Consider the following 12,600-nt stretch of genomic DNA (forward strand, 5'->3'; position numbering starts at 1 on the left):
CCCGTCACCGCCCGGCTGACGTTCAGCAGCAACGAGATCGACTCCTACGTCCTCGCCCGGCTCTCCCGCATCGACACCGACGGCGGGCGCCACCAGCTCGGCATGGGCGCGATCCGCCCGGTCGCCCGCACCGAGGACACCGCGCGCAGCACCGCCGTCGAGATCGCGATCGACTCCGGTCACCGGGAACCGTTGCGCCCGGGCGAGCCGGTCGTCCTGCGCTTCAGCCTGACGCCCACCCCTGTCCTCCTGCGGGCCGGCGAGCGGCTGCGCCTCGACATCGGGAGCCGCTCGGACCTGCTGCGCATGGGCCCCGGCGACGGCTACGCACAGTTCGACCTGCCGGTGCCGCCCTACCTGTGCCGCAACACCCTGCACTTCGGCGGCGAGAGCTGGATCGAGGTCACCGAGGTCCCCCCGTCGGGCGCCTGATCACCGACGACGTGGTCACCGGGGCTCGCGCTGGCTACCGTCGGCGCGACGAAACACCCAGGGGGCGACGATGAGCACGATCCCGGTCACCGCGGACGTCGGCACCGCCGTGCCCGCGGCCCACCGGAGCCGCAGCCCCGTCCAGCGCGCCGACGGTGCGAGCAGCCTGCGCCTGGTGGCCGTCAGCTTCGGCGTCACCGTGGTGCTCACCCGGCTCTACCTCGCGCTGACCGGCTACCCGCAGATCGGCGGGGCGGTCTACCACCTGGCCCACGCCCTGTGGGGCGGGCTGCTCCTGCTGGTCGGCGGGCTGCTGGCGCTGCTGTGGGGCAACCACTGGGTGCAGCACGTGACCGCGGTGTGCGTGGGCGTCGGGTCCGGGCTCTTCGTCGACGAGGTCGGGAAGTTCATCACCCAGGCGAACGACTACTTCACCCCGCTCGCCGCCCCGATCATCTACGTCGTCTTCCTCGCCGTGCTCGGCCTCGCGACCCTGGCCCGGCGCACCCACCTCACCGGACCCCGGCGAAGCGCCTACGCGGCCGCGGACGGACTCAAGGACGTCGCCGACGGACCCCTGACCCCAGCGGCCCGCACCGCCCTGCTCGCCGACCTCGACGCCATGGCCGCCGACCCCGCCCGCCCGGACCTCGCGGAGCACGCCCGGGCGGTCCGCCCGCTCGTCGAGGTCGCGCCGGTGGAGCCGCCCGGGCACCGGACGCGGGCGCTGCGCACGCGGCTGGCGCACGTGGAGGCGGCGCTCGTCCCGCGCTGGCTGCTGCGGATCGTGCTCGCGGCGGGGTCGGCCCTGCTCGGCCTGCTGTCACTGCTCGGGCTCGTGATCCTGGTGGTCCTCTGGGCCGGCGGACCGGACGCGAACCTGGTGCTCGACGACGAGGTGATCCCGCCCGGGACGCGGCCGCCGATGCTCGTGGTCGCCTCCGCGGGCGAGGCCGTCGTCGGGGTCCTACTGCTGATCGCGGCGGTGGCCCTGCTCCTCGGGCGGGACCGGGTGGGCACGGCGCTGGCCCGGGCGGGGCTGGTGATCGCGCTGGCCGGGGTGAACGTCGCGCTGGGCTACGTCGACGCCGAGCTGGTGGTCAGCGCGGTCGTCGTGGAGTTCGCGCTGCTCCTGCTCGTCGAGCGCCACCGGTCCCGGTTCGTGACCCGGCTCGTCACCCAGTGACCGATCCGCGCGCGACCGTGGGCCAGAACGCGTCCGGACCGCCCGCGGCGAGCGATCGCCCCAGCTCGGTGGCCCAGGTCCGCCCCCCGCCCCACTCGTCGCGCCACGACCAGAGGCGTCGGGTGAGGGAGCCCAGGGCGAACTCGCGGGTCATGCCCATCGCTCCGGTGGCCTGGTGGGCGGCCGCGGCGACGAGACCGGCCGCCTCCGCGGCGACGACGGCCGCGGCGGCCACGTCGAGGGCGTGCGGCTCCCCGCCCTGACCGTCGTCGTCCTCGCCCGCGTTCGCGGCGGCACTGCGCGCGGCCACCGCGGCGGTCTCGGTCTGCTCGGCGATCCGGACCAGGTGCGCGGCCACGGCGGGGAACGACGAGACGGGGCGCCCGAACTGCACCCGCTCCCCGGTGTAGCGCACCGTCAGGTCCAGGACCGCCCGGGACGCCCCGGCGACGAGAGCCGCGCGGGAGAGCGCCCCGCGTCGCCGCAGCGCCGCTCCCGCGTCGGGCGGCGCGGCGGCGGACGTGAGGGGCCGGACGCCGTCGAGGTCGACGTGGTCGCGGGGCTCGCCCGCGAGGTTGCGGCCGGGCGTGATCCGGGCGGCCGCGGGGTCCACGAGCACGACGACGGACCCGTCCGGTCCGTCGGCCAGCAGCGCGAGTGCGGTGACCGCCCGGGCCCACGGCACCCGGGCGACGGAGCCGGCGAGCGCGCCCGAGTCGAGGGTCAGGCCCGGGGCGGCCGCCGTCGACACCGCGCCGACCGGCACCTCCAGACCCGCCGAGGCCAGCAGCCGCCCCGCGAGCAGGCCGGTCTCCGCCACCGGGACCGGGGCCGCGGCGGCGCCGACCGCCTCGAGCACCGCACACGCCTGCCCGACGGACCCACCGGATCCCCCGGCGCCCTCGGGCACCGAGACCGCGGTGAACCCGCCGTCGGCGAGCGGGTCCCACACGCCGGGGGCCCAGCCGTCCCGCTCCGCCGCCTCGAGCGCCTCGGGGGTGACCCGGTCGCGCAGGACGGCGGCGACGGCGTCGCGCAGTTCCGTGGTCTCGATCGCCGGGGCGCTCACCGGGCGGCCCGCGCCGGGGAGCCCCGGGTGAGCGCCTTCGCGGCGATCCCGCGCAGCACCTCGGTGGTGCCGCCGCGCAGCGTCCAGCTCGGCGCGTTCAGGACGCACTCGGCGAGCAGCCGCTCGAACAGCGTCTCCCCCTCGGGGTCGATCTCGAGGGCCGCGACCTCGCGCATCGTCTCCACCACCTCCTGCTCGAAGACCGTCCCCACGTCCTTGACCAGCGCCGCCTCCGTCGCGGGCGCCTCGCCCTGCTCGAGCGACCGTGCGACCGACAGCGAGAGCTGCCGGATCGACCACAGCCGGGCCGCGACCCGGCCGAACGCGGCGGCGTCGGCGTCGTCGAGGTCCGTGCCGTGATCGGCCAGGAACGCGCGCAGCAGCCCGAGCACCGAGAGGTAGCGGTCCGGCCCGGAGCGCTCGTGCGCGAGCTCGGCGGTCACCTGGGCCCAGCCCTGGCCGACCTCGCCGAGCACCCGCTCGTCGGGGACGTGGACCCCGTCGAGGACCACCTCGTTCACGTGGAGCTCGCCGTCGATCAGGGGGATCGGCGAGACCGTCACCCCGGGCGAGGAGAGGTCGACGATCAGCTGGGAGAGCCCGGCGTGGCGGTCCTCGGCGGCGGAGGTCCGACAGAGGACGACGAAGAAGTGGTTGCGGTGGGCGTTCGTCGTCCAGACCTTGGTGCCGTCGACGCGCCAGCCCTCCTCGGTGCGCGTGGCGGTGGTACGCACCGAGGCGAGGTCGGACCCGGCGTCGGGCTCGCTCATGCCCAGGGAGAAGAAGCACTCCCCCGCCGCGATCCGCGGGAGGAACCACTGCCGCTGCTCCTCGGTACCGAAGCGCAGCAGCGTCGGCGCGGTCTGGCGCTCGGAGATCCAGTGCGCGGTGATCGGGGCGCCGGCGGCGAGCAGTTCCTCGACCACGACGAACCGCTCGACGGTGCTCGCCCCGGCGCCGCCGTACTCGCGCGGGATCGACATCCCCACCCAGCCCTGCGCGGCGAGCGCCCGGCTGAACTCCGGGTCGTGCCGGCCGCCGAGCCCGAGGCCGGGCCGGAGATCCGCGGGCAAGGTCTCGTCGAGCCAGCCGCGGACCTGGTGGCGGAGGTCGTCCTCGGCCGGGCTCAGCGGCGTGGGCGTGAAGATCACGGACGGATCCTTCCTCGTTCGGTCAGGGCCGATGACCGTGCCGGTCGGACCGGATCAGGTCACGGCGTAGCGCCGCACCCCGTCCGTGTCATCCTCGGCCACGGCGGGTCCCCGGTCGACGAGCACGTCGAGGTGCGCGGCGATCTCCAGGACGGCGAGGGCGGCGTGCTCGGTCTCGAGGTCGTCGAGCTTGTGCTCCCGGCGGGTCCAGCTCATGCCCGCCGCCACCTGGTGAGCCGTCGTCGCGCCGGAGCGCAGCAGGTCGAGCGCGACGGCGAGGCGCTGCTCGTGGTGGACGAGCAGGTCGTCGACGCGGGTGTGCACGCTGGCCGTCACCCGGCCGTGCGCGGGCAGCAGCAGGGCGTCGGGGAGGTCGCGGACCAGGCGCAGCGAGCTGAGGTAGCTGCGCAGCGGCGCGGGCTCGGGCGCCCGCTCGTAGCCGATCGAGGGCGTGATGTGGGGCAGCACGTGGTCGCCGGCGAAGAGCGCTCCCGCGGCCTCGTCGCGCAGCACCACGTGCCCGCGGGTGTGTCCGGGTGTCGCCAGGGTCTCGACGCGGTGCGCGCCGACGCCGACGACCTGGCCGTCGTCGAGCCACCGGTCGGGGCTGCCCCACGGCGCCGTGTTCACGGCCCGGATCGCGCGCCCGAACTCGGCCATGGCCTCGGCGAGCCCGGGTGCGCCCGCGCGGAGCAGCAGGTCGTACTGCGGCATCGCCGGCTCGTCCGCGCCCGCGTCCGCCGCGACGGCGTCGACCGTGGGCCGCTCCCCGCGCCCGAGCAGGACCTCGAGCCCGCTGTTGCCGCGCAGGGCGATCGCGTGCGTGTAGTGGTCGTGGTGGGCGTGCGTGACCACGATCCGCCGGACGTCCGCGGTGGTGTGACCGAGCGCGGCGAGGCCGCGGTCGAGCGCGGCGGCGGTCTCGGGGCTCGCCCACCCCGAGTCGACCAGGGTGAGCCCGTCCTCGTCGCGGGCGACGTAGACGTTGACCGCGCGCAGGCCGTTCGACGGCAGGGGCAGCGGGAGCCGCCAGACGTCGTCCAGGACCCGGTGGGCGCCGGGCTCGGTCCAGTCGTCGGGCTGGTCCGGCACGGCCGGGCGCGTGGCCTGCCCCGGCGATTCCTGGTTCACGTCGACCTCCGGTTTTCTACGAGATTCTCGATTGTCACCCCACACCGTCCTCCGTGCCGAGCTCGTGACGAGCGTGACGGGCCCACCGATCTCCTACGATCGGCACGTGAGCCCTCGGAGTCCGGAGGCCCCCGGGACCGCGGGCCAGGACCGGAAGTCGACGAGAACCCGCCGGCGCATCCTCGAGTCCGCGGCGGCGGTGCTGCGACGCCGGGGCTACGACGGGACCCGCATCACCGAGATCGCCGAGCTGGCCGAGCTCCGGCTCCCGGCGGTGTACTACTACTTCGCGACCCGCGAGGAGCTGATCTCCGAGGTCGTCGTCAGCGGCGTCCGGGCCACCCACGAGCACGTCGCCGCCGCGCTCGACGACCTCGACTCCGCCGTCGGCGCGCTCGACCGGATCTGCGTCGCGGCCACGGCGCACCTCGAGATGGTGCTCGTCGGCCACGCGCGGGCGGCGGCGGCCATGCGGACCGTCTCCCAGCTCCCCGACGAGCTGCGCGCCCCGAGCCGCGTCGAGGAGGCCCGCTACGGAGTGCTGTGGCGGGGGCTGTTCGACGACGCGGTGCGCCGCGGCGAGCTGGACCCGCACCTCGACCCGCGCGGGGCCCGGATGCTCGTGCTCGGCGCGCTGAACTGGGCGAGCGACTGGTGGGATCCGGAGCAGGGAACGGTCGAGGAGATCGCCGCGACGGCGCGGCGGCTCGTGCACAACGCGCTGCGCGATCCGGGCGGCCCGTCCTCCGGTGGCTCGCGTGAGTGAGCCCTGGGCGCTGGTGGCAGGCGGATCCGGCGGCATCGGCGGGGCGGTCTGCGCGCACCTGGCCGAGGACGGCTGGAACGTCGTCGTCACCTACCGGAACGGGCGCGAGGCCGCGGCGCGGGCCGCCGCCGTGGTCGAGGCGCGCGGCGGGCGGGCGGTCACCGCGGCGGTGGACCTCCGTGACGCCGAGGCCACCGCCCTCGTCGTCCGGTCCGCGGCGCCCGAGCCGCTCTCGGCCGTGGTCTACGCGGCCGGGCCGTACATCCCGATGCGCTACATCTCGGCCGTGAGCCCCGAGCAGTACCGCGAACAGGTCCTCGGCGACACCGTCGCGGCCTACAACCTGCTGCACCCGGCGATCGCGGTGCTGCGCGAGACGCAGGGGTCGATGGTGGCCCTGGTGACGCCCGCGATCGAGCGCTACTCGAAGAAGGACATGCTCTCCTCCGCGCCGAAGGCGTCGATCGCGGCCACCGTGCGGGGCATCGCGGCCGAGGAGGGCCGCCACGGCGTCCGCGCCAACTGTGTGGGGGTCGGCCTCGTCGAGGGCGAGGGCATGTGGTCGGAGCTGGTGGCGCGCGGCGACTACACCGAGGAGCTGCTGACGACGGCGCGGCGCAATCTCGCCCTGCGCCGGTTCGGGTCGGTCGACGACGTCGCCGCGGCGGTCGCGTTCCTCGTCTCACCGCGGGCGGGGTGGATCACCGGGCAGACCCTCGACGTCGACGGTGGCTACGCGCTCTGAACTCCGGCGCTCTGAGCTCCGGCGTTCTGAGCTCCGGCGTTCTGAGTCGCGGCGCTCAGCCCGACGTCGCGGTGCGGGTCGATCGCCCGCAGGCGGGGCAGCACCTGCTCGGCGTAGACGTCGAGCGCGCGCTGGGCGACCTCGGCGGGCATGCCGCCGAACGAGAACAGGTTGACCACGCCGCCCGCGTCGAGGGCGCGGACCCGCTCCACGGTCTGCTCGACCAGCTCGTCGGGCGTGCCGCCCATCTGCAGGTCGGCCAGGAAGCGGTTGAACTTCTCGAGCCCGTGCTTGGTGATGTTGCGGCGCAGCCCCGCGTAGTACTCGTAGCCGGGCACGTGCTCGAGGCGCGGGTTCGTGAACTCGTAGTGCTCGATGGTCGAGCGCGCGTAGGCCGTCGCGTACCGGTCGTGCAGCTCTCGGGCCCGGCCGGGGTCCGGGTCGACCGTCGTGAAGTTGACCAGCACCGGCCGGGGCGGGTCCTCGCCGTGCATCTCGCGGAACAGCTCGCGGTACTCGGCGGTCTCGCGGACGGTCACGTCCCACGGCTTCTGGGCGATCAGGATGAGGCCGTAGCCCAGCCGGGCCATGATCCGCGCCGACTCCGGGGAGACCGCCGAGGCGTACGTGCGGCCGCGGAAGGTGCGCATCGCCCGCGGGTGGATCTCCGCACGGGGCTGCCGGTAGAGCTCGCCGTCGGCCTCGATCGCACCGGACTCGAGCGCCTGCGAGATCGCGGTCGCGTACTCGACGAACCGCTGCCGGGACTCGCCCATCTCGAGGCGGAACCCGTCGAACTCGATCGACCCGAGGCCGCGGCCGAGCCCGAGCAGGACCCGCGCGTCCGAGACCGTGTCCAGCCAGGAGAGCTCCTCGACCACCCGGACCGGGTCGTGCCAGGGCAGCACCATGACCATCGTCCCCAGCCGGACGGTGCGGGTGCGGCCCGCGAAGTACGTCAGCAGCTGGGCCGGGTTCGGCATCATGTGATATCGGGAGAAGTGGTGCTCCGCGGTCCAGATCGACTCGAATCCCCGGGGCTCGGCCCGGTCGCCCAGGGCGAGGCCGGCGCGGACCACGTCGTGGTCGTCGCGGCCGTCCTCGAGGCCCTGGAAGAACAGCCCCATGCCGACGTGCATCCGTGCTCCTCCCGCCGGTCGGTCAGGCGCCGACGCCCGCGCGCTCCTGGGCCATGCGCACCAGGCGGAACTTCTGGACCTTGCCGGTGGGCGTGGTGGGCAGGTCCTCCGCGGCGAGGAAGACCACCCGCCGGGGCACCTTGAAGCGGGCCAGGCGCGCGCGGCAGAGCTCGATGAGCTCCTCGGCCGTGACGTCGATGCCGGGCCGGGCGACGACGCACGCCACCCCGATCTCGCCCCAGCGGTCGTCGGCGACCCCCACCGCGTAGGCCTGGCTGATCGCCGGGTGCTGCGACAGGACCTCCTCGACCTCCTTGGGCATGACGAGCTCGCCGCCGGATTTGTAGAGCTCCTTGCTCCGGCCGGTGAGGACGATGTAGTGGTCCTCGCTCACGTAGCCGAGGTCCCCCGAGTGCACCCACCCCGACGGGTCGAGGGCCAGCGCGGTCTCGTCGGGCTTGGCGTAGAACCCGATCATGTTCGTGGGGCCCCGGGCCGTCAGCTCACCCTCGGCCCCCGGGGGCAGCGGTTCCCCGGAGAGGACGTCGATGGTGCGGAACTCGGTGAGGTCCCCGGCGACGTCGCCCGCGGACTCCGGCAGACCCGCGACCCCGGCGAGCTTCACCCGGCCCACGGTCTCGGAGAGTCGCTCGAGCGGGTCCTCAGGGAGGCTCAGCGTCATGGCGCCGCCCTGCTCGGTCATGCCGTAGCCGGTGACGATCTCGGCGACCCCGAGGGTGTCGCGGACCTTCTCCCACAGCCAGACGGGTGCCGGGGCGGCCCCCGAGAGGATCGCGCGGAGACTCGAGAGGTCCCGCGTGTGCACGTCGGGGTGCTCGAGGAGCGCAACGGTCATCGTCGGGACACACAGGATGTCGGTGGCGCGGTGGCGCTCGATGCCCTCGAGGTAGCGCCCGGCGTCGAACGCGGTCTGCAGCACGACCGCGCCGCCGACCATGAGGGCGGCCATCAGGCCCTCGACGTAGCCGAACATGTGATAGCAGGGCAGGGAGAAGAGGATCCGCCTGCCGTCCTCCATCGCGCGGGTCAGCGCCGAGGCGTAGCCGGTGCGCTGGCTGGCGTCGTGGGTGATCAGCACGCCCTTGGGCGAGCCGGTCGTCCCCGAGGTGTAGAGGATGTCGGCCACCGCGTCCGGGGCGACCGAGGCCACCGCGTCACTGGCTCCCGCGTGCGCGGACCCCAGCTCCGCGAGGTCGGAGACGGTCCGTACCCCGTCCCGTGACCGCCCGTCGGTCGCGAGGGTGAGGACCTCGCGCAGTTCCGGGAGGGTTCCGCCCGCCGGCTCCGCGCCGAGCCCACGGTCCTCCCAGCCGGGGACGATCTCGTCGAGCATCGCCAGGTGGTCCAGCGTCGCGAACCCGGTCATGGTGATCAGGACGTTGGCGTCGGACTGTTCGAGGACGTAACGCAGCTCGTCGGTGCGGTAGAGGTAGTTGAAGGGGATCGCGATCGCGCCCGCCCGGGAGATCGCGAACTTGAGCGGGACGAACTCGGCGTAGTTGGCCATCACCAGGCCGACCCGGTCCCCGGGGCGCACCCCCAGCGCGACCAGGCCGTCCGCGAGCCGCGTCGCCCAGGCCGCGGCCTCGGCGTAGGAGACGGTGCGCTCGTCGGTGATGACCAGCGGGCGGTCGGCGAACTCGGCCGCGCAGGCGTCCAGCCGTTCGTGCAGGGCCATCGGCATCCACACCGGGAATCGACGACGCAGCTCCGCCCGCCGCTGCTCGATGCTCGCGTCCATGGTCCTCGCTTCCGGGCCGCCATTTTCTAGTCAGTCCTAGATTACGGGCCGGCCACGACCCGGACCACCGTCACTTCGGTGACGACCGGTGACGCAGCGTCGGCGGGCGCGCGTCCGCCGGCGAGAGGCACCGCGCCCGCTGTGATCACGACGTGTGCGGCGGAACGCGTCAGATCTGATGCGTTCCGCCGCACGAAAGACGATCACGACGGCGAACCGGGACCAGCCGTGATCGTCTCCGCCTGCTTGACTGCCGGAGTGATCAGCGAGCTCGAGGAGGACACCCCCGCGGTCCCGCGTCCCGACGGCGGGTTCGACCTGCAGCTATCCGGGCGCTGGGGCATCGGCGGCGGGCGGCTCAACGGTGGTTACCAGCTCGCCGCGGCACTGCGCCCGCTCGCCACGGTCATGGCCGAGGCCGGGCGACCCGACCCGATCGTCGCCTCCGCGTCCTTCCTGCGCCCCGCCGTGCCCGGTGCCGCGCGCCTCGCCACCACCGTCCACCGGGTCGGGCGGCGCGTCGCCAGCGGCTCGGCCCAGCTCTGCCAGCCGGGCCCGGACGGCGACCCGCGCGAGGTCCTGCGCCTCGAGGCGAGCTTCGGCGACCTCGCCGCCAGCGCGCCCGACCGCTGGGACGGCGAGTCCGCCCCGCGGCTCCCGGACCCCGAGGACTGCCTCGACCTGTTCGCCGGCACCTCGCTGCCCACCGAGACCATGGTCATCGGGCGGGTCGTGTTCCGGGTGCCCGCGCTGCCGGGCTGGCGGCGCCGCGAGCCCTCGGGCGACCCGACCGCGGAGTTCTGGGTCTCCTTCGCCGACGGCAGCGACGCCACGCTCGGGTCGCTGGCGTTCGTCGTCGACTGCGCCACGCCCGTCGTCTCCGACCTGGGGCGCTACTCGAGTACCGCGCAGCTCACCGTCCACCTGCGCGAGCACCCCGCGCCCGGGCCGCTCGCCTGCCGCGTCCGGACGAGGCACCTCGCCCACGGGCTGCACGAGGAGGACTTCGACGTGTGGGACTCCACCGGGGTGCTGTGCGCGCAGTCGCGTCAGCTCGCCGTGCTCGGCGACCGCTGAGCCACACCCTCGGGCGCGCCGACGATGCGCAGGGCGAACCCCGCGTACTGGTCGGCCACGTCGTCCGCGGTCAGCGGTCCGTCCTCGGAGAACCACCGGGCGATGCTCACGCAGAGCTCGCGGATGGCGAACGAGGCGAGCGCGGGCGACTCGACCCCGAACGCCCCGGCCTCGACGCCGTCGGAGATCACCGCGCGCAGGGCGTGCTCGTGCTCGCGCCTGCGGGCCTGCATCCGTGAGCGCACCGGCTCGTCGAGGCTGGAGGTGTCCCGGTTGACCACGAGGGCCTCACGACGATGGGTGGCGTGCCGGTAGGCGTAGACGCGGGCGGCCCGGTACAGCAGGTCCGCGGGCTCGCCGCCTGCCTCGCGCACGGCGTGGAAGTCGTCGAGCACCCCCGCGGTGGTGGCGTCGATGATGGCCTCGAGCAGTTCGTGCTTGGAGCGCATGTGGTTGTAGAGACTGGGGGTCCGCACCCCGAGCGCGCCGGCGATCTCGCTCAGCGCGGTGCCGTGGTACCCGCGCTCGGCGAAGAGCGTGAGCGCGCGGTCGAGCACGCTGGCGCTGGTCACCGGATCGCGACCGGCCGGCGGTCGTGACGGCGCGGCGGTCCGGCCGGACGACGCTGCGGGCACGGCCACTCCTTCCGGCGGTCGGCTCACCCTAGCGGCTAACGAGCGTTCGTGAGCCTCTTGTGCGACGCACCACGGCCTGTCTACGGTCGCTAACGAGCGTTAGTCGAGGGGAGGGCGCGATGCTGCGGACCGAGCTGATCCGGCCGATCGGCGAGCTGCTCGACCGCCACGCGGCCGAGCGCGGCCCGACCACCGCGTTCGCCGACGACGAGCACCGGGTCACCTATGCCGAGCTGGCCCGTCGCACGGCGCGCCTCGCGGGCCACCTGGTCGAGGCGGGCGTCGCCCCCGGGGACCGGGTCGCGATGGTCATGGGCAACCGGATCGAGACCGCCGAGACCTACCTGGCCGTCCCCCGCGCCGGTGCCGTCGCGACCTGCCTGAACCCCGACGCCGCCCCCGCCGAGCTGGCGTACATGCTCGCCGACTCAGGCGCCCGGGCCGTCGTCACCGACACCGCCCACGCCGAGCTGGTCGGCGGGCTCGTCGACGCGGGGACCACCGTGGTCGTCGCCGGCCCGCCCCGCCCGGGGTGGCTCTCCTACGACGAGCTCGTGACGACCGACCCGCGGACCCCGGCACCCGACCCGGCCGACCTCGACGCCGTCGCGTTCATGCTCTACACGTCCGGGACGACCGGGCGCCCCAAGGGCGTCGAGCTCTCCCTGCGCAGCTGCCTGTGGGTGGTCGCGGCCTGCTGGGCGCCGATCGCGGGCCTCGCGCCGGGCGAGGACGTGCTGTGCGCGCTGCCGCTGTTCCACTCGTACGCGCTGGACCTGTGCGTCCTCGGCGTCGTCGCCACCGGGGCGACCGAGCGGCTCCTCCCCCGCTTCTCGCCGGCCCGGGTCACCGAGCTGCTCGCGGAAGGCGACCACACCGTGCTGCCGGGGGTGCCGACCGGCTTCTCCTACCTGGTGCAGGCGGCGCACGGGGCCACGCCCACTCACCGGCTCCGGGTCGCGATCTCCGCGGGCGCGATCCTCCCCGCGGCGACGAACCAGGCGTTCGAGGCCTGCTACGGGATCCCGCTGCTCGACGGGTACGGGATCACCGAGACCTCGACGATGGTCACGATGAACTGGCCCCACGGCGGCCGCCCCTACGGCTCGTGCGGGCTCCCGCTGCCCGGGCTGGCCGTGCGGCTGGTGGACCCGGCCACCGGGGTCGACGCCCCGACCGGCGGCGAGGGTGAGCTGTGGGTGCGGGGCCCGAACGTCATGCGGGGCTACCACGGCAAGCCGGAGCAGACCGCCGACGTGCTCGTCGACGGCTGGTACCGCACCGGCGACCTCGCGCGGGCCGACGCGAACGGCTACCTGACGATCTGCGGCCGCACCAAGGAAATGATCATCCGCGGCGGCGAGAACATCTACCCCGCCGAGATCGAGAACGTGCTGCTCGACGCGCCGGACGTCGGGGACGCCGCGGTCGTCGGGCAGGCGCATCCCGACCTCGGCGAGGTCCCGGTCGCTTTCGTCGTCCCGGCCGGGGACGGTATCGACGAGGA

At 74.6% G+C, this 12,600-nt stretch carries 12 protein-coding genes; 6 read left to right on the forward strand and 6 right to left on the reverse strand.

The features are described 5' to 3' along the window. Together VGI02_RS11085 and VGI02_RS11090 are read left to right on the forward strand one after the other, a co-directional pair. Positions 1-432: CocE/NonD family hydrolase C-terminal non-catalytic domain-containing protein (locus VGI02_RS11085; protein WP_331627402.1), on the forward strand; the 432-nt coding region annotated here is incomplete at its 5' end. Positions 433-502: 70 nt separating this feature from the next. After that, positions 503-1,618 carry a hypothetical protein gene (locus VGI02_RS11090; protein WP_331627403.1) on the forward strand — a complete coding sequence of 372 codons (1,116 nt, stop codon included), beginning with the start codon at positions 503-505 and terminating at the stop codon, positions 1,616-1,618. On the opposite strand, the gene VGI02_RS11095 is transcribed toward VGI02_RS11090, so the two are convergent. From VGI02_RS11095 to VGI02_RS11105, 3 genes are read right to left on the reverse strand one after another with little or no spacing between them, the layout of a single operon-like run. Continuing rightward, on the reverse strand, positions 1,608-2,687 hold the full coding sequence (locus VGI02_RS11095) for an acyl-CoA dehydrogenase family protein (RefSeq protein ID WP_331627404.1): 1,080 nt from the start codon (positions 2,685-2,687) through the stop codon (positions 1,608-1,610). The two genes, VGI02_RS11090 and VGI02_RS11095, sit on opposite strands and share 11 nt — an antisense overlap. Then, positions 2,684-3,838, reverse strand: a complete 1,155-nt coding sequence (locus tag VGI02_RS11100) for an acyl-CoA dehydrogenase family protein (protein WP_331627405.1) — start codon at positions 3,836-3,838, stop codon at positions 2,684-2,686. The genes VGI02_RS11095 and VGI02_RS11100 overlap by 4 nt, the downstream gene beginning before the upstream one ends. Before the next feature lie 54 nt (positions 3,839-3,892). Further along, on the reverse strand, positions 3,893-4,969 hold the full coding sequence (locus tag VGI02_RS11105; protein ID WP_331627406.1) for an MBL fold metallo-hydrolase: 1,077 nt from the start codon (positions 4,967-4,969) through the stop codon (positions 3,893-3,895). Between the two features lie 106 nt (positions 4,970-5,075). Here VGI02_RS11105 and VGI02_RS11110 point away from each other — a divergent pair, with 106 nt between their 5' ends. Together VGI02_RS11110 and VGI02_RS11115 are read left to right on the forward strand one after the other, a co-directional pair. After that, positions 5,076-5,735, forward strand: coding sequence for a TetR-type transcription factor C-terminal domain-containing protein (locus VGI02_RS11110; protein ID WP_331627407.1), 660 nt, complete (start codon positions 5,076-5,078; stop codon positions 5,733-5,735). Further along, positions 5,728-6,480, forward strand: coding sequence for an SDR family NAD(P)-dependent oxidoreductase (locus tag VGI02_RS11115; protein WP_331627409.1), 753 nt, complete (start codon positions 5,728-5,730; stop codon positions 6,478-6,480). The genes VGI02_RS11110 and VGI02_RS11115 overlap by 8 nt, the downstream gene beginning before the upstream one ends. Here VGI02_RS11115 and VGI02_RS11120 read toward each other — a convergent pair. Beyond that, positions 6,468-7,619 carry an LLM class flavin-dependent oxidoreductase gene (locus VGI02_RS11120; RefSeq protein WP_331627410.1) on the reverse strand — a complete coding sequence of 384 codons (1,152 nt, stop codon included), beginning with the start codon at positions 7,617-7,619 and terminating at the stop codon, positions 6,468-6,470. The genes VGI02_RS11115 and VGI02_RS11120 overlap by 13 nt on opposite strands. A 22-nt stretch (positions 7,620-7,641) precedes the next feature. After that, entirely contained in the window at positions 7,642-9,381 is a 1,740-nt protein-coding gene (locus VGI02_RS11125) for a class I adenylate-forming enzyme family protein (protein ID WP_331627411.1), read from the reverse strand. 246 nt (positions 9,382-9,627) lie between these two features. Here VGI02_RS11125 and VGI02_RS11130 point away from each other — a divergent pair, with 246 nt between their 5' ends. Next, positions 9,628-10,458, forward strand: a complete 831-nt coding sequence (locus tag VGI02_RS11130; RefSeq protein WP_331627412.1) for a thioesterase family protein — start codon at positions 9,628-9,630, stop codon at positions 10,456-10,458. Here the strand turns inward: VGI02_RS11130 and VGI02_RS11135 are convergent. Then, positions 10,431-11,093 carry a TetR/AcrR family transcriptional regulator gene (locus VGI02_RS11135; protein WP_331627413.1) on the reverse strand — a complete coding sequence of 221 codons (663 nt, stop codon included), beginning with the start codon at positions 11,091-11,093 and terminating at the stop codon, positions 10,431-10,433. The genes VGI02_RS11130 and VGI02_RS11135 overlap by 28 nt on opposite strands. A gap of 119 nt (positions 11,094-11,212) precedes the next feature. On the opposite strand from VGI02_RS11135, the gene VGI02_RS11140 reads away from it, so the two are divergent. Then, positions 11,213-12,600, forward strand: a 1,388-nt coding sequence (locus tag VGI02_RS11140; protein ID WP_331627414.1) for a class I adenylate-forming enzyme family protein, incomplete at its 3' end; no start/stop codon positions are given.

Origin of the sequence: Actinomycetospora sp. (assembly GCF_036497245.1) — a bacterium.
In the GTDB taxonomy this organism is placed as follows: Bacteria; Actinomycetota; Actinomycetes; order Mycobacteriales; family Pseudonocardiaceae; genus Actinomycetospora.